We start from the raw sequence: 19,054 nt of genomic DNA, 5'->3' as shown, positions 1-19,054 counted from the left end.
CGGGGTTTCGATCAAACATACAGGTCAGGCAATCATAGATCATCCGGGTGTGGCTCCCTAGACTCTCGGCTGCACGATTGCACTGGGATCTTTGATGAGTAATAAAGTAGCTGATGCCGCAGACGTAGCTGATTCTGTGGCCTGGAGTAGCGGGGAGCCTTCTTCATCGGCATGGGTGGCCGTGTTTTCGCTGGCCATGGGCGTCTTCGGGCTGCTCACGGCCGAATATCTGCCTGCCAGCCTGTTGACGCCGATGGCGTCGGATCTGGGAGTGTCGGAGGCGCTGGCCGGTCAAGCCGTGACGGTCACTGCTGTGGTGGCGCTGTTCGCTGGCCTGCTAGTGCCTCGGCTGACCCGATCGATAGACAGACGCCTGGTGTTGTTGAGTTTCACGGGCCTCATGATCCTCTCCAACGCCTTGGTGGCACTCTCATCCAGCATCGGCGTCCTGCTGGTGATGCGCGTCCTCCTGGGCATCGCGCTGGGCGGTTTCTGGAGCATGGCAGCGGCCGTGGCCATGCGGTTGGTGCCGCCGCAGCGCGTGCCTCGCGCCCTTTCCATCATCTTCAGCGGCATTGCGGTCGGTACGGTGGTGTCGGTACCTTTGGGCAGTTATCTCGGTGGGCTGCTGGGCTGGCGCAGCGCCTTCTGGGCGGCGACGGCGGTAGGAGGACTCACGTTCGCGTTTCAGTGGTTCACGCTGCCCCGAATGGCCCCGCGCAAGGCGGCAGTCCCGGAGTCGGTGATTGGGCTCCTGTGCCGGCCAGGCGTTGCGGTCGGCATGCTGGGCTGCGTTCTGGCGCACACCGGTCAGTACTCGCTCTTTACCTACATCCGCCCCACGTTGGAGAGTTTGGGACCGATGGGCGCGGATGGCCTGGCGCTGATTCTGCTCGGATTCGGTGTGGCTAACTTTGTCGGCACACTGCTGGCCGGCTGGCTCATGGAGCGCAGCTTGAAAGTCACGCTGGTGATCATGCCAGCCTTGGTTGGCGCAGCCGCTCTGGGCATGCTCCTGTTGCCCCTGGGGGTCGGCGGGCTGTCGATGCTGGTCGCGCTGTGGGGCTTGGCCTTCGGTGGCGTGCCCGTTGCCTGGTCGAGCTGGGTTGCACGGGCGGTACCCGATCAGGCCGAGAGTGCCGGCGGAATGGTCGTCGCCGCTGTGCAGTCCTCCATCGCGACTGGGGCCGCCTTGGGTGGTCTGGTGTATGGGCTGGGGGGCATCAGTGCAGTCCTCTCTGTCGCTGCGACGGTGATGCTCCTCGCAAGCCTTCTCATTGCCTTCCGAGTCAGGGTTCGCTCGCCGACATTCTCGCCACGCACGGTGTCCCACATTTAGATGCCATCAGCCATTAGCGCAACTCTGGCCGACGTCAACGAGTGCACGATCTCACCTACGTCGGCCGGGGACAGGGCAGGGCCAATCCGCTGCTTGGCAGGCCCTCGGCGAGGCCTGAGGCCTGAGGCCTGAGGCCTCCAACGAGTCCTTGAGAGCGAGGACAGCTCGATCGAGCACCGGTTTGTCCGCCATCGAGTTGGCCGTAATGCTGGCCTGCTGGGTCTTGCTGTGCTCCAGCCGGTAGGAGCAGCGGGATCTGGGGCTTTGAAGAGCCGATCGAACTGAGACGGCAAGACAGCAACCTGATGGCCGGCGTCAAGAAGCGCCGAAGACGGCGAAATCTGATCGCGAGGACTGCGGCAAGGGCGCCAGATCTGTCGAAAATCGAACGCACAGCGACGTGGGCCGATCTAGCCTGGAGGCGAAAAATCTCCAGGCTAACTGCGACAACTTTCGGCGCAGCTCGAGGCAGCGTTTACCGGCCGAGAGTCCAGCAAAGTCGGCACCGCTTTGGTTAGGCGAATGTTCGTCGCAGAGATTTGACGGCAAGCTAAGTCACTGATTCCTTGGGTCATAATTCTATCGCAACGCCACAATCTCCATGATCCAACGCAGATCTTTCTGGGCCTAGGATGCCAGTCGCAGACATTCCTTCCACTGGAAGGACAGATGCCGACAATTCCGCCCTTTGGAGATCCGATGCAGACAATTCTGCATCTCAATCATTTTAGTGAGAGGCGGTCCAAGTTTGGCAGGGAAGGACCCTCGATCCATTACATCTGACCGGCACCTCTGTTTCGCACCTTGCCGGCGCATCCCAGCCACGCCAGAGTCAGAAAGCACGAGCTCCTTCTATGTCTGATCATGACCACTGGTCGGATTGAATCGCCCAGGGTTTTGTAGACAGTCGTCAGCCGTTTAGTGCGTACTGCTTTTCGAACTCTACCGGGGACAGCCCGTCGTTGAAACTGTGGCGCCGCTTTGGGTTGTAAAGCATCTCGATGTGCTGGAAGACGTCGGCGCGTGCCTCGTCGTGATTGCTGTAGATCCGCCGCTTAATACGCTCCAGCCTCAGTAGCTGGAAGAAGCTCTCCATAGCTGCGTTGTCGTGGCAGTTTCCTCGCCGACTCATGCTGCACACGATATCGTGCTCGCGCAGGAAGCTCTGCCAGAAAACAGATCAAGCACTACCGCCAAGTACAGGAAGCCGTCGTACGTGCGGATGTAGGTGATGTCGGTGACCCAAGCGCGATTTGGCTCACTGACCTTGAAGCCGCGGGCCAGAACGTTCTTAGCCACTGACCCGACAGGGCCGCTTAATGGGCGTGGCCGCCGACCGTAGCCGACCATAGCCCGCAGCCCCTCGCTCTTCATCAAGCGTGCCACACGATGCCGACTACACGTCTCGCCAAGCTCGCGCAGATCTGTAGTCACCTTGCGGTGGCCATACACCGAGCCGCTTTCCAGCCAGCTGTGCTTGATCAGCCCAAGCAATCGCTGATCGTCCTTGTCGCGATCGCTTGCCGGCTCTTTGAGCCAGGCGTAGTAGCCGCTGCGATGGATGCCAAGCATCCGACACATCGCCGCGAGGCCGAACTCATCTGCGTGCTGCTTCATGAAGGCGTACTTTGCTCTTAACCCTTTGCAAAGTACGCGGCGGCTTTTTTTATGATGTCTCGCTCTTCAGTGACCCGGCGTAGCTCAGCCTTGAGGCGGCGCACTTCCGCGTTCTGGTCCTGCTCGACACGCCGGCCAACATCACCTTTGCCTTGTTGCCGCTTCCAGCCATAAAGACTGTGGATCGACACGCCCAGTCGCTCGGCAACCTCCGCTACCGGACGGCCGTACTCAACGATCTGCCGGACCGCCTCGATCTTAAACTCATCGGTGTACCGCTTCGTGCTCATAACCACCTCCGCCTGAGCCATAGTTTATGGCTGCGAGGTGTCTACGGAACCCTGGGCGATTCAGCTTGAAGCCATGCTGACGCCTCACGGCCGTCGAGAGTAGAAAACTTGCTCCGGGTCTGTGTGCATCGGCGCTCCGGCAACAACGCAAGCACGTCCCTGTGACATCAGTTCTCAGCCTGTGTAGATCTTCCGCATCTAACGGGCGGCCTAGGTGCGCGTAGGGCGGTCAGTGGCAGCAATGGCGACGTTGTGTAAGGCCAACAGAATCGTCAGCTTCGCAGGCTCTTAAGTAGAAGCTACGAGCATGGCACGCAAGCGAGACCTCTGCCTGTCCAGCATCTCGATCTGCTTGTCTAGAATGGCCAGCCTCTTGCGCTGTGTCTCGCTAGTATCTGGGCACGCGAGGGCCCCTTCGATCAGCAGCATGCATTCCGGGAAGCTACGGATCTCCTCCAGACTGAAGCCTGCCGAGATAAGACGCTGTATTTGCTTCACCTGGGTAACCGACACCGCTTGAAACGCGCGGTAACCATTCCCTGATCGGGAAGATGCCAACATCCCATGCTGATCGTAGTGGCGGATTGAACGCACGCTGACGCCGCTAGCCTCGGCTAGCTCACCAATCTTCATCAGGTCATTGCTGGATTGCTTGGACATGGCGAGATCCTAAAAAACGTCCACTTGACTCTAACACTAGTGTCAGCCTTTAGCCTCTGCGTTCCGCTCTGTGAGGTTCTTTTTCCATGGTTTCTTCCTCAGTCTCACCCATTCGATGCGTCTGGCTCTGTTGCATCGTTCTGTTGCTGGCACCACTACTTGCACAGGGCACAAACCGAGCTTACACAGTAGAGTCAGCGGACGGAGTCGAGATAGCTGTTCAAGAAGCGGGCAATCCTCACGGACAGCCCATCATCTTCATTCACGGGCTTCTGGGTAGTCACCTCAGCTGGGAGAAACAGGTCAGTAGCCCTGAGTTGCAGCGCTATCGGCTGATCACCTTTAATATGCGCGGACACGGCCTGTCCGACAAGCCAGTGGAGCCGGAAGCCTACCGCGAGGGCCGTCGCTGGGCAGATGACCTCGCGGCCGTCATCACGGGGTCCGGAGCACACAAGCCGGTGCTGGTAGGCTGGTCTCTCGGGGCAGCTGTCACCACCAACTATCTGGCTGCATTTGGGGACGAACAGATTGCGGGCGCGGTGTATGTAGGCGGGGTCATCGAGCTCAAGCCGGAACAACTCGTCGCACAACCCACCGCTTACAGCGGCATGGCGTCGTCGGACCTGAGATTGCATCTTGAAGGCGAGAAGGAATTCGTCGCGCTGTGCTTCAGTACGGTGCCTGACGACGCAACATTTCAGCGCATGGTCACCGCTGCGGCCATGGCATCAAGCGAGATGCAGATCGCCGTCCACGGCATGTCGATCGATACTGCCAAAGGACTTGGTTCCATGCATAAGCCACTACTACTCATCTACGGTAAGCAGGATGCGCTTGTTCAGCCAATCGCCTCCGCGGCTCGGGCGAAGGAACTGTATCCCAGGGCCGCAATTGAACTGTACGCAAAGTCAGGCCATTCGCCCTTCTTCGAGGAGCCAACACGCTTCAACCGAGATCTCTCTAAATTTGTTGATGTAGCGAGCGGGGACTAACCGAGGTCGCTACGGACCCGAATTCGTTCAAGTCCAACACGGGACCGGAAACAGCAGGCTTACGCAGGTTCAATAGCTGCCTTGGTCGTATCGTGCACACGCGGCTTCAAGCTCACGGCCGTTCTTCAAGGCCCAGCTACACAGCGCTTCAAAGGGCTGTTTCAGGGAGTGACCAAGAGGGGTGATCGCATACTCGACGCCAATTGGTGCAGTTGGTAGCACGGTCCGCGTCACCAGGCCATTTCGCTCGAGGCGCTTAAGCGCGTCTGCAAGAGACTTGTGGGTGATTCCGTCCAATCGGCGCTTGATCTCGTTGAAGCGGGACGGTTTTGGGCAGATCACGGTAAGAATCATGATCGTCCATTTGTCCGCGATCTTCTCCAGCATCGGTCGAACCTGCGCCATGTCAGAGAGCACTTTCGCAGAGGTCTCGGCCGAACAGGTATCACCGGGTATATCTAGGCTAGTCATAGTGCGTTCTTGATACTTGATATATAGCGTATATCTTAGCAGCACTTTTGGTTTTTACAGGTGCTCACGAATGAAGAAGATGGAAGGAAAAGTTGCCCTGGTCGTTGGCGGCGCAAGGGGCATTGGCCTGGCAGTGGCGGCTCGGATCGCCGCGGAGGGCGCAACGGTGTTCATCACAGGGCGAGACCGCAAACAGGTGGAGGAGGGCGTCGCAGCAATAGGTCCAGGCGGCCGTGGCATCGTCGCTGACGCAAGCGCTCCTGAAGACATCGATCGGGTAATCAGGGAGGTTGGCAGTCAGTTCACTCGACTGGACGCCCTCGTACTGAATGCAGGCCTGAGTGAGCCGGCATCACTTGCCGAAGTGACCGAAGAACACTTTGACCGACACTTCTCGGTGAACGTGCGCGCCCAGATCTTTGGCCTTCAGAAAGCCCTTGGCTTGCTTCAAGAGGGCTCAGCGGTGGTACTGATGGGGTCGGTAGCAAGCTCACTCGGCATCGCCAACTATGGAACCTACGCCGCAACGAAGGCGGCCCTTCGATCGTATGCTCGCACATGGGCGGCAGAACTGGCCCCCCGCAGCATTCGGATCAACGTGGTGGCACCAGGACCTACAGATACGGAGATGATGGAGCGAGTCCCTGATGAGATGCGTAAAGCAATCGTCGCCCCCATTCTTCTCGGTCGAATGGCCAGGCCCGACGAGGTCGCCTCTGCGACGTTGTTCCTTCTCAGCGACGAGTCGAGCTTCATAACAGGTGTGGAGTTGTGCGTGGATGGAGGCATGGGCCAAATCTAGGCACCAAACGGTTATCCAGTGCCGTGCGAAGCCACCTTATGTGGCTTCGTTGATGCACGTCGCATAACAGAACGGCGCAAATAACGCCAAGATCACTTCGGTGATAAGAGGTGCGGCGTGCAGGACGTCCATCGGGGCGGCTACGGTCAGCAAGCTAGAAGGAAGATGCGCTGGAGAGTGTCTTCCAGGATGGCACCGGAGCACATGAATCAACGGCTGTAGGGGAGGGAGGACGCGACTCCGGCGCGAGCAGACGCTAAAAGCTGTTGGCATTCCGTCAACCATGGATTCTCGCTTAACATAAGCTGCGTTATGCGGCGTAACGCATTGATATATATGACGTTTTTAAGCGCAAGCCCGATACTACATCGAGCCGTCAACCTCATCAATACCTGGCGCTGCTCAGGACGCACATAGCGCGAACGGCGTGGGCATCATCACCAGCGCGACCGGGCCGCGCCGAATGGCCGGCTGAAAGACGAGCTAAAAGCGTGGGGGAAACGTCCCGAATTGCCTGGTCAAGGCTCAGCGCCAAAATCAGGGTTCACCAGCGGCCATCATCACTAGACGACGAGAAGTCTTGCTTGGCAACGGCCAGGACCAGATCCGGATCCAGAGCAAGTACCTCTGATGGCTTCGCGCCGGACAATAGAGCATACGGAGCAACCAGCCACTCGATTTCCTCCCACCCAGACGTAGGTTCGCCACTTGAGACGCCATATGGCCCACGCAGTAGCGCCAACACTTCAGAGAGGCCAGCCCAAGGTGTCCCAGCAGGGTCGAGCTGCCACGATGGCCGTGCTGCGATCCACACGCCCAAAACGCTGTCAGATGGACGATTTGTTCTGCGAGCCACAGAGACTTCGCCCAATCCTGAATTGCGCATAATGTATATTATGTTATCACAAGCCCTACAGAGGCCGGCCTCGTCCCGCACACCAGCTGATGGAGCTCCAGACCACCACCAAGCTCCTGCGCCGGCCTTCGAAGGCGCGGCTGACCCCATAACGAGCAGTCAGCCGCTGACCTCATCACCGCCCCTGCATCCAGCTGCCCGACCCACGTCGCCGCCCGGCGCACGGCAGTCCCGCCCGGCGCACGGCATGAGTCCTGCCCAATTCACCGTGACGCATCACGTAAATAGTCCGGCCGGCAGCGACCTTATCCGGCGAAGCGCCAAGCCGGGACCAGGTTGTGGCCCCTGATCACCGTCGATGGTGCTGCACTGTGGTCAAAATGAGTGACGTTGAGGTTTGGGCCGGTCACAGCCGCAGGCGCGAACCGACGCGAGAAGAGTCCCGAACGCCTCGCATGAGTGCTCGAGCGTGCCCATTCCGGCTGCAGCAGCTGTCAAAGCGGGCTACCCTGCCCTCAATTCATTCGATCAGGACGACAACAGCTCATGCCCATGGCCTACGTGATCTCGCTGGATACCTTCCTTGCCTTTTGTGCGTTCGCCGGCATCGGCCTGGCATTGCTGGTCGGGGCCATCACGCTGGTCGCGCTCGTTACGCCGCACGACGAAATCGCGCTCATCCGTGCGGGAAACAAGGCAGCGGGTATCGGCATGGCAGGTGCGCTCATCGGCCTGGCGCTGCCGCTGAACTCGGTGATCAGCAACTCGGTCTCGCTCATCGACGCAGCCATCTGGGGCGGCATTGCGGCGGTCATCCAGATACTCGCCTTCAGCGTGTCACGCTTCATCATCACGCGCCGCGGCCCGGATCAGATCGATGCCGGCAATGAGAGCGCTGGCTGGTTCTCCGCAGGGGTCGCCGTCTCGGCTGGCTTGATCAATTCGGCTGCCATGGTGCCCTGATACTGCGACGACCGACCGTCAACGCAGGCACGTCACTCAATGCCTTTGGCGCCGCAGCATCGAGGGTCTCCACGATGCGTGCGGCGCCAGGCTGGCTTTGACGTGGCTCAACGCCAGCGGTCAGCCCACCTTCCCCAGCGCCTGCTCGATGTCGCTGATGGGCGCGTTCGTGTAATCCTTGGCCAGATCAACGATCAGGCGGGCCTGTGTTTCCTTGTGCAGCAAGGGACGGATGCGCCCGAGGGTGATCGGATCGGCCACAAGCACCAGGTGCTGGAAGCGCTGGTTCAACGCGTCCTCGTTGAGGTGCACGGCCACCTGCTTGGCAAACGTCGCTTCATTGGCTTGCGCGATGGTGAGGTCGGGCGGCGCCGACCCGGACGGCCCCTGTCCGGAAATACCCGCATCGATCATGTCCTGCATCCGCAGATCATCCTCCTGCTTCAACGTCAGCGCGCCGTCGCTGCCGACGTTGGTGAAAACGCGGGCGGATGCGCCATTGGCGACGACGATGAGGGTGCCCTCGGGAATCTTGACGGTCATGCGGTGCTCCTGTTGGGGGTGAGGGGCGATGCCCCGTTTTCATAGTCGTCGCATGGGTGTATGCGCTGCGGCAAGCAGGAGTTAGGGCGGCGTGGTGGCGGCACCGGATGCGTGGAGCGTGTAAAATCGCGTCTTTTGGCCCCCTTGGACAATGGCGAAACCGTCCCATCGGCCGCCCATAGCCGGGCCGCCCCTCATCCGTGCACTCGCGCCGTTTGGCCAGCACCCCTACACCACAGGTCCGCTCGACCTGCCCGCGACGCTGGGCGGCTGGGTGGACTGGAACCGGGCGGTGGCGCTTGCGCGGGCGCTCGACGGGCCTGCCGAAGCGCCGGCCGAAGCGCCGGACGCAGCCCCGCCCTCCTCACCCGCCCCGCCCCGCACGCTGGAATCGCTGGAGCAGGAGGCCACACGTGCGCGCCAGTCGCATGCCGAGGCGATCGACGCGCTGCTGGCCCGTCTTGAAGGTCCGGAGTCGCCCGATGCGGCTGAACTGCAGCGCCTGCATGCCTCCCTGCAGCGCGGCCAGCTGGCCAGCACCGGACGGCTGCGTGGCCAGCTGCGCGATCTGCTCGCTACGATCGACGCCCAGGGCGCGCGGCTGGCGGCCATTGACGAGGTGATGGAACACGCACTGGCACCGCGCGAATACCGCCTGCTGGACGCCTTCCCGGTCTACCTGGGCACCCAGGTGGGCGCGACACGTGCCGACCCAGGCGACACGGTTTCAAATCCATGGCCTGCCAGCCTGCGCGACAACGTGCGCGATCTGATGCAGGCCGAACTCGACCTCCGTTTCCTACCGATCGACGGGCTGCTTGCCGCCCTTCATCAGCACTGAGCAGGACCGTATGCTGCGCAACGCTTTGCACCTGACCGTCTTTTTCCTCGGCCTCGCCGCGGCCCTCTGGATCGGCGCCGGCTACATCGGGCACCACGCCGCAGGGGCTGCGGTCGCCTTCGTGATCGCACTGTGCTACTGCGTGGGCGGCATGGAGCTGCTCCACTACCGCCGGGCCACCGATGCGCTGGATCTGGCCCTGGCCGACGCCGGGAGCGCGCGCGATGACCTCGCGCAGTGGCTGCAGCGACTGCCGGAGGGGCTGCGTGGCGCGGTCCGGCTGCGTATTGAAGGCAGCCGCACGGCCCTGCCCGGCCCCGGCCTCACGCCCTATCTGGTCGGCCTGCTGGTCCTGCTCGGCATGCTCGGCACCCTGCTTGGCATGATGGCCACGCTGCGCGGCACCGGCGTGGCGTTGCAGAGCGCGACCGATCTGCAGGCCATCCGTGGCTCGCTGGCCTCGCCGGTGGAAGGGCTGGCGGTAGCGTTCGGCACGTCCATCGCCGGCGTGGCGGCATCGGCGATGCTCGGCCTGCTCTCGGCCCTGCTGCGGCGTGAGCGCCAGGCCGCTGCGCAGCGCCTCGACCAGCGCATCAGCAGCGACCTCCAGCAGCATGGCCCGTCCTGGCAGCGTGGCGAAAGCCTGCGCCTGCTGCAAGGCCAGGCGACCGCCCTGCCCGCCCTGGTCCAGCAGCTGCAAGGCCTGGTCGAGGGCATCCAGCGCTCCACCACCGCCAGCCATGCCCAGTTGCAGGCACAGCAGGCCAGCTTCATCGAGCGGCACGATGCCGCGCAGGCACGGCTTGCCGCGCAGCTTGAACAGTCCCTGCTGCGTGGCGTGCAGACCGGCACCGAAGCCATCGGCAGCACCCTGCAGCCGATGCTGCGCGGCTCGCTTGACGCCCTGCAGGCCCACAGCGAAGCCACCCAGGCCACCGTCACCGAGGCGGTCGAGCGCCAGATGCAGGGCGTGCAGGCCGCCCTGGCCCAGGCCGCCGATGCACTCGGCGCGCGCTTCGATGCCGCCGTGGCTGCACAACGCGGCACGCATGCCGGATTGATCGAAGCGCTGGGCACTGCGCTCAAGGATCGTGACACGCAGCAGGCCGCTGCACAGGCGCAGATGCTCGATGCGCTCGACGCGCGGCTGCGTGCACACCAGGAAGCGCAGGTGGAGGGCTGGGCCGGACTCACCGCCCGCCATGATGCCGCGCTGCAGGCGCAGGCCCTGCGCAGCGAGCAGGCCACCAGCGCCTTCCTGGAGGCGCAGAACGCCCAGGCAGGCGCCCTGCTGCAGCAACTGCGGCAGCAGCACGCCGAGCATCACGCCCGTTCTGCCTCCGAAGATGCGCAGCGGCTGCAGGCCTGGGCGGAAACGTTTGCCGCCCAGAGCGAGGCCGCTGCAGCGCAATGGCACGACGCAGGCGCGCAGTCCGCTGCACAACAGCAGCGCATCTGCGAGGTGCTGGAAGCCTCCGCGCAGCGCATCTGGGAGGAGGCGCGCGTGCAGGCCAATGCCACGGTCACCGAAATCGCGCGCTTGCTGCAGGCCGCCAGCGATGCGCCGCGTGCGGCCGCCGAGGTGGTGGCCGAACTGCGCGAGCGCCTGTCCGACAGCCTGGTGCGCGACACCGCGCTGCTGGAAGAACGTGCCCAGCTGCTGGGCACGCTCGGTACACTGATGGCCTCCATCGAGACCGCTTCAGGTGCGCAGCGCGCCGCGGTGGATCGCCTGATCGAAGACGCCGCCGGGCAGATGCAGCGCACCGGCGAGCGCTTCGGCGAGCAGGTGGATGCGCAGGCGCAGACGCTGCAGACCCTGGTCGGCGGCATCGCTGAGGCCGTGTCCGGCACCCGTGCGCTGGCGGAAGGGCTGGAGGGCGCGGTGACCTCGTTCGCGGACACCAGTGGCTCATTGGCCGGCCACCTCCAGCAGCTCGCCGGCGCCCTCGACGCCACCCTCGCCCGCAGCGATGAGCAACTGGCCTATTACGTGGCGCAGGCACGCGAGGTGGTCGACCTCAGCCTGCTCTCGCAGAAGCAGATCACTGAAGAGCTGCGCCAGCTGGGCCTGGCGCGTGGCGCGGGCACGCGTGCATGAGCATGCACGATGAAATCGAAGGCGATGGCGGAACGCCGATCTGGGCCGCCTTCGGCGATCTGATGTCGGTTCTGCTGGGCGCGTTCGTGTTGATCCTGGTCGGCGTTGTCGCCATGCAGCTGGAGCTGACGGGCCGCCTTGACGAAGAGGTCAAGCAACGCCAGGCCGCCGAACAACGCCAGCAGACGCTCGAAGACGCCCTCGCCGGCCCGTTGGCGGCCGGTCGGGTCACGCTCGTGGATGGTCGCATCGGCATCCGCGGAAGCGTGCTGTTCGCGCTCAATTCCGACCAGCTGCAGCCTGAAGGCCGCGACGTGCTGCGCAGCCTGGCAGGGCCGTTGAAGGGGTGGCTGGCCCAGCGCGAGGACATCCTCATGGTGAGCGGCTTCACCGACGATCAGCCGGTGCACGCCTCAAACCGTCAGTTCGCCGACAACTGGGAGCTGTCGGCGCAACGTGCCCTGACTGTCACGCGCACGTTGATCGCCGAGGGCGTGCCCGCCGCCTCCGTGTTCGCCGCCGCGTTCGGCGCACAGCAGCCGGTCAGCAGCAACGCGGACGAAGATGGCCGTGCGCGCAACCGGCGCGTGGAACTGGCGCCCGTTGCGCGTCCCGGCAAGCAGGGCGCGGCTGATGCACCCTGAGCGGAGGGGGGGCGGCTTGACGGAGCTGGTCAGGCGCCTGGACGAAAACTCGTCCTCGGCCGCGCACTTTCCGCAGTTGCCGGACCTGGCGCTGATGCGCGCCGCGTGGGAGCGGCTGCACGCCGACAGTCGCCTGCGGATCGCGCTGCAGCAGGCCCCGGCCGAAGGCGGTCCATTGAACTCCGCCGTCCTCATCGGCCGCATGCTGGAGACGCTGCATGGGCTGTCGCCCGGCTACCTGCGCAACCTCATCGCGCATGCCGACACCCTCGCCTGGCTGGAGCGTATTCCAGGCGCCGCACGCACCACCGGTACGCCGGCCCGCCGGCCAGGACGCCGCCGCTGACGGCGCCACCCCGGATCCGGATGAGCCGCGCCCCGATACGCGAGCGCGGCACTGCGGTCAGGTCTGTGCCGCGTTCGCGGTCCGTGCGGCCTGGCGACGGCTCAGGTCACTGAAACGGTGCAGCGACATCAGGTGCTGGTGCACCAGCGCAAGCCAGCCCTTGCGGTGCCATTCCAGTACGGTGGCGTCGGGCAGCTGCCCGAACTTCTCCACGTCCACGACGTAGAACCCGTTGAGATTGAGTTCGTTGCCGTCGGGCAGGCGCACGTTCGCGCTGCGCTCCACGAGCAGGTCGAGCGCGGCCAGGCCCTTGGCGAACTCCTGGGTGATCACGTGTTCGCGGGTGAACTGGCCGCAGAATTCCATCGCCTGGTTCAACACATCGGTGGGCTTGCCGTCGACGAACAAGGCATTGCCTTCGTCACCGCCATGCACCACGCGCGGACTGTCGGCATCAAGGCCGAGCACGAAGTTCCTGCCATCGTCGACATCGATGAAAATGAAGGGATGGCGGCGTACGTAGGCCGGGATGTAGCTGGCGTCGTCCCACTCACCGTTGCTGACGAACAGGTTGTCCTCGGTCAGCCCGAGTGCGGCCATCGGCACGCCACTCTTGCCTGCGAACAGGATCGGATAGTGATGCAGCGCCTGCGCGAACTCGCCGACCACCAGCGGGATGGCATTGTTGCGGGCAGTGAAGCCGTGGTCGGCCTTGAGGATGCGCACATCCGCGTGCGCGTCGGCCTGTACCGGCACCGGACGGCTGTAGAACAGGGGAGCACCGGCAGGCGCGGCTTCGTTGGCAGAGGTCATTGCAGGGAACCGTGTGTCCTGCGCGCCAACCGTCCCGGGCGCGCATGCGGGCGAGGCATGAACTGCGCATTATTCATCAACGCATGTCACCCGCACCACCCTGCCCTGCGGCCTATTTCAACTGCAGCGGATAGCGTTGCCACAACACATGGACAAGAAAGCCGGTGAGTTCCGGATCCTTGGCCCGGATCGAAGAGCGGATCTTGTCCAGCAACACCATGTCGCTGCACTGGCGCACGTCGGCATGGTTGGCCTGCCCCGAGCGTCGTGCCCGATAACGCGCGGCACGCTGGGCATCGCTCATCGCGTAACCGAACTTGGGTGGACGCCCCCGCTTGCGCGGCAGGACCAGTTCCAGTGTTCCGGGGTCATTGTCGTCGCGCATGCCATCAGTACGGATAAACGGCCGCGCACTTTATCGTGAGGCATCACTTTAATCCAGTGTTTTCTGGGGTTTTTCGTGTCATTCCGTGACACGCGGGCGAACCCGCCTGCACGCACTGCATCTGCGTTACCTGCGAATGGTTCCTGTTTGCGTTAAGGATCGTTTACGACTAGGCTTGCCGGGTTATCCACCACTGGCGACGCACGCCGCTGACGGTCAGCTTTCGCGCGCCGCAGGCCTGCCCGCCGCACCGCCGATGCCCATGCCTTCGATCCGTCCCGATTCCCTCGCCATCGCCTGCGCGCTGGCGATCGTAAGCCCCTTCGCGCACGCCAAGGCCTCCGCCACCGACCTCGACGCAGTGCGTGTCAATGCCTACCGCGCCGCCAACAGTGTCAGCGGTGCGACCAAGACCAGCACCTCCGTCGCGGAGACAGCGCAATCGGTTTCGGTGATCGAGCGTGCGGAACTCGATGCCCGTGGCGTGCAGTCCCTCAACGACGCCATGCGCTATGTCGCCGGCGTGAGCCTGGAAAGCTCCGGCATCGACAACCGCGTCGATGATTTCCGCATCCGCGGCTTCGACGCCGGCAGCTGGTCCAACAACGTGACACTCGACGGCATGCGTGCGCCGCAGGGCAGTCAGTGGAACCGCAGCATGTTCGACAGCTGGAACCTGGAGCGCGTCGAGGTGCTGAAGGGCCCTTCAGCGGTGATGTATGGGCAGATCGCGCCGGGCGGCATGGTCAACCAGGTCAGCAAGACCCCGCGACCCGACCCACTGCAGCAACTGCGCCTGGGGCTGGATGCACACGGCCAGTACAGCGCGGCATTCGACGTGGGCACCGGCAGCGACGACCAGCGCCACCTGCTGCGGCTGGTCGGCCTGTATCGCGATGGCCAGACCCAGATCAAGCACACCACGCTGGCGCACGGCTTCCTCGCGCCCAGCTACACCTGGCAGCTTGCCGACCAGACCCGGCTCACCCTGCTCGGCATGTACCAGAAGGACGATGGCGGCGCGACGTATCAGTTCCTGCCGATGGACGGGACGCTGCGGCCGGCGGCGGAGGGCTACATGAAGAACTCGACCTTCATCGGCCAACCGGACTGGAACACCTATGACCGCACGCTGTGGACGGCAGGCTGGCTGTTCGAACATGCCCTCAACGAGCACGTGACGCTCAGTCAGAGCGCGCGACGCCTGCACGTCGATTCCCTGTACCGGGGCGTGGTGACCTTCGGCGCGCTCGGCCCGGACGGGCGCACGCAGAACCGCCGGGGTGTCCAGGGCACCGGCGACTCCGACGGCGACACCTTCGATACCCGCCTGCAGGCGGGTTTTGCGACCGGTGCGGTGGACCACACCGTGCTGCTCGGCTGGGATTGGCAGCGGGCGGACTGGGAGGGCGTGCGCAGTGCGATGAGCAATCCGGCGGCCATCGACATCTTCAATCCCGTGTACCGTCCCTACGCGCCGACGATCACCACCGAGACACCCACTGGCGGGACCAACCGACAGAGCGGCGTCTACCTGCAGGATCAGCTCGCTCTGGGCAACTGGCGCATGACGCTCGGCGGCCGCTACGACTGGACCAAGGACGACACCACCAGCTCGACCCGCAACCTGGCCACCGGCATCGCCCAACCGGGCAACCGGACGGTGATCAAGAGCGAGGCCTTCACCGGACGCGCAGGGCTGCTGTATGTCTTCGAGAACGGCCTGACGCCGTACCTGAGCTATGCCGAATCGTTCCAGCCTTCGACGCGCACGCCGCTGGACAGCTTCACCGGCACCGGCTTCGAGCCGATCACCGGTCGCCAGTGGGAAGCCGGCCTGAAGTACCAGCCGGGCCGCATGGACGGCCTGGTCACGCTTGCCGCCTACGAACTGCGGCAGCAGAACATGATCGTGGATGACCCGGATCCCAGCCACCGCAGCTGCGGCGCGACGGGCACCGTGCGCTGCTCGGTGCAGGGCGATGAGGGCCGCGTGCGCGGCGTGGAACTCGAAGGGCGCCTCACGCCGGTGCAGGGCTTCAGCGTGATTGGCGCGGCTGCGTGGATGGATTCGGAGATGACCGTGTCCAGCGCCTACGCTGGCAAGGAACTGGTCATGGTGCCGGATTTCACCGCCTCGTTCTGGGCCGATTACACGTTCAGCAGCGGCGTGATGGCCGGCATCAGCCTGGCCGCCGGCGCTCGCTACAACGGTGCCAGCCATGGCGACAGCGCGAACCTGTTCCGCATTCCGGGATACACCCTGTTCGACGCAGCGATCCGCTACGAAGCCGGGCGGGTGGGCAACGCCGACCTCCAGCTCGCCCTCAACCTGAGCAACATCGCCGATCGCCGCTTCGTATCCACCTGCACCACCGTGTCCTCGTGCTACTACGGCAGTGGCCGCACGGTGATGGCCAGCGCCAGGCTCGACTGGTAGTCGCCCCGCCATCGCAAGCGCCATGCGTCGGTCCGTCCGGCCATGGCCCAGCGGCGCGTGCTGCACACTGCACCGCCCACCCGGGATCAGATCACGACCACCAGCGGAACCGGGCGCCGCGGATGCGCCATCACCAGCACCTCCTGCTGGTACACCCGCTGCAGCGTGGCCTCGGTAAGCACCTCGTGCGGCGTGCCGTCGGCGGCCACCCGGCCCTGCTCCAGCAGCACGATGCGGTCGGCATGGCCGGCCGCCAGGTTGAGGTCGTGCACCACCACCACCACGCAGGCCCCGTCCGCGGCCAGCGCACGCACCGTACGCAACGTGCGCTCCTGGTGACGCAGGTCCAACGCCGCCGTCGGCTCATCCAGGAACAGCACCGGCGTGGCCTGCGCCACCACGCGCGCGAAGGTGGTGCGCGCGGATTCGCCGCCAGAAAGCCCCTGCACCTCGCGCCGCCGCAGCGCCTGCAGCTCGGCCGCGTCCAGGGCACGCTCGACCTGCCGCGCATCCTCCGCTGCATCCGGCACGTGCGGCAGCCGCCCCATCGCCACCACTTCCTCGACGCTGAAGGCAAAGCGTATGGCGTGCTCCTGCGGCATCACCGCGCGCTCGCGCGCAAGTGCCCGCGCCCGGTAGTCGTGCAGCGGCTGCCCATGCAGCAGGACCTCGCCCGCATCGGCGCCGATGTCGCCACTGGCGACGGCAAGGAGCGTGGATTTGCCGGCGCCGTTCGGCCCTGCCAACGCGGTGACCGTGCCGGCCGACAGCGCCAGCGAGACATCGGCGAGGATCGCACGCCCCTGCCGTTGCACGCCCACGCCGCGTAGTTCAAGCAGCCCGCTCATGCGCCACTCCCGCGCCGCTGCTGCAGCACCAGCCAAAGGAAGAATGGCGCACCGAGCGCGGCTGAAAACAGGCCCAGCGGAATCTCCGCCGGTGGATCGAGCGTGCGCGCCAGCGTGTCCGACACCACGATCAGCACCGCGCCGACCACCCCGGACACCGGCAACAGGCCGCGATGCCCCGGCCCGACCAGCAGCCGCGCCACGTGCGGCACCACCAGCCCGACGAAACTGACCGCGCCAGCGAACGCCACCGCAGCACCCACAAGCAAGGCGCTGAACATCACCAGGTGCCGACGCGTGCGCGGCACGTCAAGCCCAAGGTGCTGCGCCTGCCGTTCGCCGAGCGCCAGCATGTCCAGAGGCGTGGCCAGGCGCCACACCGCGAAGGTCCCTGCCGCGAACAACGGCGCAACCGCCGCCACATCCTGCCAGTCCGCGCTGGCCAGGGATCCCATTTGCCAGAACACAAGCGACTGGAGCTCGGCTTCGCTGGCGATGTAGGTGAAGAAGCCGATCAGCGCCGAGCAGAACGCGGCCATGGCGATGCCGACCAGCAGCAGCGTGGCATTGCCCGTGCCCCGCCCGGGCCGCGCCAGCAGGTAGGTCGCCGTGATCGCCGCACCGCCGCCAGCGAAGGCGGCGAGCGGAATGACCCAGCCACCCACCGCCGCCGCGCCCAGCACGATGGCGGCCACTGCGCCCAGCGCAGCCCCCTGGCTCACGCCCACGATGCCCGGATCAGCCAGCGGATTGCCGAACAATCCCTGCAGGCTGGCACCGGCCATCGCCAGCGCCGCACCCACCATCGCACCCAGCAGCACGCGCGGAATGCGCAGTTGCCACACCACGGCCATGTCGCGGGGGCTCACCTGCGCTGCGTCGACCAGACCCAACCGCACGCCCACGGCCTGCAGCACCTCCAGCGGCGGCAGGCGCAGCGGCCCGACGGCAAAGGACGCCATGACCGCTACCACCAGCACCATCACCACCGCGCCCAGCATCAGGCGCCTGCGACGGCGCCGCGCGCCCGTTCCGCCGCCCCCCACCGTCATGCCGGCGGCAGCGTCGCCAGGGCCCCGGCGAGGGCCAGCGCACCGGCACCGGAGCCTACGCTGGTGTATTTCAACTGCACGTCCGGCATCACCCAGACCCGTGACGCGGCGCCTGCCGGTGTCTGCCGCAGTGTCGGATACGCGCGCCACAGCCCGTCCGCTCCGCCGAACAGCTGCAGATCGTGTTCGGTCACCAGGATCACCTCGGGTGCGGCGGCGATGACGCCCTCGTTGCTGAGTGCGGAGAAGTTCGCCAGGCCGGCCTCGGTGCCGATGTTGCGCCCGCCCGCCAGGGCGATCAGCTGGCCGGACGCCGTATCGGCGCCTGCGACCGTGGGGGAGCCCCCAGCGCCCGTGGCCGATACATGGATCACCCGTGGACGCTGCGAGCGGTGCTGCGACCGCTCGCGCGCGATGGCGCTGGCCGCATCCAGCTGTGCCTGCACCTTCGCCGCCAGGGCCTGGCCGGCGGCCGCCATGCCGAGGGCGGCCGCCACTTTCCGCACCTTGTCCGGCGCAGGCTGCAGGTCGTCGACGATCACGGCGTCCTGGCCCACCGTTCGCAGTTTGCTGGCGAGGTCGGTATGCCGGCGCAGGCTGTTGCCGATGAACAGCGTGCCGCCGAGGCTGAGCACGCCCTCCACGCCGGTGCTGCGGTTGAACAGGAAGCGATGCGGCGCGGCGCGGCCGGCGGCGGTGGTGGCGTTGGTCGGTGCGGCGAACACCTTGCCGCCCTGTCCCAGGGCCTCCATGACCGATATGACGTCATCGCCCCCCACGATCACCCGCCCGATATCGTCGATCACGACGTCCACGCCCTCATCCGAACGCACCGTGGCCGGCAAGGCGGGCTCGGCCGCCGGCACGGTGGGCACCGCCCCGCCCTCCAGGCGGCGCCAACCGTCAGGCAGTGCAACCGGGGCGTGCGCATCCGCGGAGCCGTCGGCAGCGGCGCCTGGCGCATCAGCGGCACCGCACGCGGCGAGCACCGTGCACACCATCAGCGGCAGCACACGCAGTGTCATTCGATACAGCAGGGTCGTCATGG

The 19,054-nt window shown here is 65.1% G+C and carries 17 protein-coding genes and 1 pseudogene; 9 read left to right on the top strand and 9 right to left on the bottom strand.

The features are described 5' to 3' along the window. Nucleotides 1–94 precede the first annotated feature (94 nt). Nucleotides 95–1,339 carry an MFS transporter gene (locus FHY09_RS11885; protein WP_166927093.1) on the top strand — a complete coding sequence of 415 codons (1,245 nt, stop codon included), beginning with the start codon at nt 95–97 and terminating at the stop codon, nt 1,337–1,339. 910 nt (nt 1,340–2,249) lie between these two features. On the opposite strand, the pseudogene FHY09_RS11880 reads toward FHY09_RS11885, so the two are convergent. Beyond that, nucleotides 2,250–3,246 (bottom strand): annotated as a pseudogene (locus FHY09_RS11880) (IS3 family transposase). A gap of 288 nt (nt 3,247–3,534) precedes the next feature. Continuing rightward, the gene (locus tag FHY09_RS11875) at nt 3,535–3,906 is read right to left on the bottom strand and encodes a MerR family transcriptional regulator (protein ID WP_166927092.1); all 372 of its coding nucleotides are present in this window, start codon (nt 3,904–3,906) and stop codon (nt 3,535–3,537) included. Between the two features lie 143 nt (nt 3,907–4,049). On the opposite strand from FHY09_RS11875, the gene FHY09_RS11870 reads away from it, so the two are divergent. Further along, complete coding sequence (locus FHY09_RS11870; protein ID WP_456362793.1) at nt 4,050–4,901, top strand: alpha/beta fold hydrolase; 852 nt, start codon at nt 4,050–4,052, stop codon at nt 4,899–4,901. A gap of 69 nt (nt 4,902–4,970) precedes the next feature. Here FHY09_RS11870 and FHY09_RS11865 read toward each other — a convergent pair whose 3' ends face one another. Then, on the bottom strand, nt 4,971–5,288 hold the full coding sequence (locus FHY09_RS11865; protein ID WP_456362792.1) for a winged helix-turn-helix transcriptional regulator: 318 nt from the start codon (nt 5,286–5,288) through the stop codon (nt 4,971–4,973). Between the two features lie 154 nt (nt 5,289–5,442). Here FHY09_RS11865 and FHY09_RS11860 point away from each other — a divergent pair, with 154 nt between their 5' ends. After that, complete coding sequence (locus tag FHY09_RS11860) at nt 5,443–6,174, top strand: SDR family oxidoreductase (RefSeq protein ID WP_166927089.1); 732 nt, start codon at nt 5,443–5,445, stop codon at nt 6,172–6,174. A 1,408-nt stretch (nt 6,175–7,582) separates the two neighbouring features. Further along, nucleotides 7,583–7,993 (top strand): DUF350 domain-containing protein, encoded by a 411-nt coding sequence (locus tag FHY09_RS11855; protein WP_166927088.1) that lies wholly within the window; start codon nt 7,583–7,585, stop codon nt 7,991–7,993. Between the two features lie 120 nt (nt 7,994–8,113). Here the strand turns inward: FHY09_RS11855 and FHY09_RS11850 are convergent, their stop codons facing one another. Continuing rightward, nucleotides 8,114–8,536 (bottom strand): baeRF12 domain-containing protein, encoded by a 423-nt coding sequence (locus FHY09_RS11850; RefSeq protein WP_166927087.1) that lies wholly within the window; start codon nt 8,534–8,536, stop codon nt 8,114–8,116. A gap of 151 nt (nt 8,537–8,687) precedes the next feature. Between FHY09_RS11850 and FHY09_RS11845 the strand changes: the two genes are divergently transcribed. Genes FHY09_RS11845 through FHY09_RS11830 form a run of 4 tightly spaced genes read left to right on the top strand, consistent with a single transcriptional unit; the run spans nt 8,688 to nt 12,468 of the window. Continuing rightward, nucleotides 8,688–9,377, top strand: coding sequence for a DUF3348 family protein (locus tag FHY09_RS11845; protein WP_166927086.1), 690 nt, complete (start codon nt 8,688–8,690; stop codon nt 9,375–9,377). A 10-nt stretch (nt 9,378–9,387) separates the two neighbouring features. After that, nucleotides 9,388–11,478 (top strand): hypothetical protein, encoded by a 2,091-nt coding sequence (locus FHY09_RS11840; protein ID WP_166927085.1) that lies wholly within the window; start codon nt 9,388–9,390, stop codon nt 11,476–11,478. 2 nt (nt 11,479–11,480) lie between these two features. Continuing rightward, the gene (locus FHY09_RS11835) at nt 11,481–12,122 is read left to right on the top strand and encodes an OmpA family protein (RefSeq protein ID WP_166927216.1); all 642 of its coding nucleotides are present in this window, start codon (nt 11,481–11,483) and stop codon (nt 12,120–12,122) included. A 16-nt stretch (nt 12,123–12,138) separates the two neighbouring features. After that, nucleotides 12,139–12,468 (top strand): DUF2894 domain-containing protein, encoded by a 330-nt coding sequence (locus FHY09_RS11830; RefSeq protein ID WP_166927084.1) that lies wholly within the window; start codon nt 12,139–12,141, stop codon nt 12,466–12,468. 57 nt (nt 12,469–12,525) lie between these two features. Here FHY09_RS11830 and FHY09_RS11825 read toward each other — a convergent pair whose 3' ends face one another. Together FHY09_RS11825 and FHY09_RS11820 are read right to left on the bottom strand one after the other, a co-directional pair. Continuing rightward, nucleotides 12,526–13,281 (bottom strand): SapC family protein, encoded by a 756-nt coding sequence (locus FHY09_RS11825; protein WP_166927083.1) that lies wholly within the window; start codon nt 13,279–13,281, stop codon nt 12,526–12,528. 112 nt (nt 13,282–13,393) lie between these two features. Next, complete coding sequence (locus FHY09_RS11820; RefSeq protein ID WP_166927082.1) at nt 13,394–13,666, bottom strand: hypothetical protein; 273 nt, start codon at nt 13,664–13,666, stop codon at nt 13,394–13,396. Nucleotides 13,667–13,928: 262 nt separating this feature from the next. Between FHY09_RS11820 and FHY09_RS11815 the strand changes: the two genes are divergently transcribed. Continuing rightward, nucleotides 13,929–16,106: a TonB-dependent siderophore receptor gene (locus FHY09_RS11815; RefSeq protein WP_166927081.1), complete on the top strand. Its 2,178-nt coding sequence runs from the start codon at nt 13,929–13,931 to the stop codon at nt 16,104–16,106. A gap of 86 nt (nt 16,107–16,192) precedes the next feature. Here FHY09_RS11815 and FHY09_RS11810 read toward each other — a convergent pair whose 3' ends face one another. Genes FHY09_RS11810 through FHY09_RS11800 form a run of 3 tightly spaced genes read right to left on the bottom strand, consistent with a single transcriptional unit; the run spans nt 16,193 to nt 19,052 of the window. Beyond that, nucleotides 16,193–16,954 carry a heme ABC transporter ATP-binding protein gene (locus FHY09_RS11810; protein ID WP_166927080.1) on the bottom strand — a complete coding sequence of 254 codons (762 nt, stop codon included), beginning with the start codon at nt 16,952–16,954 and terminating at the stop codon, nt 16,193–16,195. Further along, nucleotides 16,951–17,955, bottom strand: coding sequence for an iron ABC transporter permease (locus FHY09_RS11805; RefSeq protein WP_166927215.1), 1,005 nt, complete (start codon nt 17,953–17,955; stop codon nt 16,951–16,953). Before FHY09_RS11805 ends, FHY09_RS11810 begins: the two co-directional genes overlap by 4 nt. Before the next feature lie 47 nt (nt 17,956–18,002). Further along, nucleotides 18,003–19,052 carry an ABC transporter substrate-binding protein gene (locus FHY09_RS11800; protein WP_166927079.1) on the bottom strand — a complete coding sequence of 350 codons (1,050 nt, stop codon included), beginning with the start codon at nt 19,050–19,052 and terminating at the stop codon, nt 18,003–18,005. Between the last annotated feature and the right edge of the window lie 2 nt (nt 19,053–19,054).

The organism is Xanthomonas sp. 60, from assembly GCF_011761925.1.
Note: the sequence above shows the minus strand (reverse complement) of the source record. Positions and strands in the feature narration are given on the sequence as shown.

What these genes read in the sequence shown, in the direction of transcription:
- FHY09_RS11875 (WP_166927092.1), bottom strand. Translation starts at nt 3,906, where the DNA reads ATGTCCAAGCAATCCAGCAATGACCTGATGAAGATTGGTGAGCTAGCC.
- FHY09_RS11845 (WP_166927086.1), top strand. Translation starts at nt 8,688, where the DNA reads ATGGCGAAACCGTCCCATCGGCCGCCCATAGCCGGGCCGCCCCTCATC.
- FHY09_RS11850 (WP_166927087.1), bottom strand. Translation starts at nt 8,536, where the DNA reads ATGACCGTCAAGATTCCCGAGGGCACCCTCATCGTCGTCGCCAATGGC.
- FHY09_RS11815 (WP_166927081.1), top strand. Translation starts at nt 13,929, where the DNA reads ATGCCTTCGATCCGTCCCGATTCCCTCGCCATCGCCTGCGCGCTGGCG.
- FHY09_RS11865 (WP_456362792.1), bottom strand. Translation starts at nt 5,288, where the DNA reads ATGCTGGAGAAGATCGCGGACAAATGGACGATCATGATTCTTACCGTG.
- FHY09_RS11820 (WP_166927082.1), bottom strand. Translation starts at nt 13,666, where the DNA reads ATGCGCGACGACAATGACCCCGGAACACTGGAACTGGTCCTGCCGCGC.
- FHY09_RS11810 (WP_166927080.1), bottom strand. Translation starts at nt 16,954, where the DNA reads ATGAGCGGGCTGCTTGAACTACGCGGCGTGGGCGTGCAACGGCAGGGG.
- FHY09_RS11885 (WP_166927093.1), top strand. Translation starts at nt 95, where the DNA reads ATGAGTAATAAAGTAGCTGATGCCGCAGACGTAGCTGATTCTGTGGCC.
- FHY09_RS11835 (WP_166927216.1), top strand. Translation starts at nt 11,481, where the DNA reads ATGCACGATGAAATCGAAGGCGATGGCGGAACGCCGATCTGGGCCGCC.
- FHY09_RS11855 (WP_166927088.1), top strand. Translation starts at nt 7,583, where the DNA reads ATGGCCTACGTGATCTCGCTGGATACCTTCCTTGCCTTTTGTGCGTTC.
- FHY09_RS11805 (WP_166927215.1), bottom strand. Translation starts at nt 17,955, where the DNA reads ATGCTGGGCGCGGTGGTGATGGTGCTGGTGGTAGCGGTCATGGCGTCC.
- FHY09_RS11840 (WP_166927085.1), top strand. Translation starts at nt 9,388, where the DNA reads ATGCTGCGCAACGCTTTGCACCTGACCGTCTTTTTCCTCGGCCTCGCC.
- FHY09_RS11800 (WP_166927079.1), bottom strand. Translation starts at nt 19,052, where the DNA reads ATGACGACCCTGCTGTATCGAATGACACTGCGTGTGCTGCCGCTGATG.
- FHY09_RS11860 (WP_166927089.1), top strand. Translation starts at nt 5,443, where the DNA reads ATGAAGAAGATGGAAGGAAAAGTTGCCCTGGTCGTTGGCGGCGCAAGG.
- FHY09_RS11825 (WP_166927083.1), bottom strand. Translation starts at nt 13,281, where the DNA reads ATGACCTCTGCCAACGAAGCCGCGCCTGCCGGTGCTCCCCTGTTCTAC.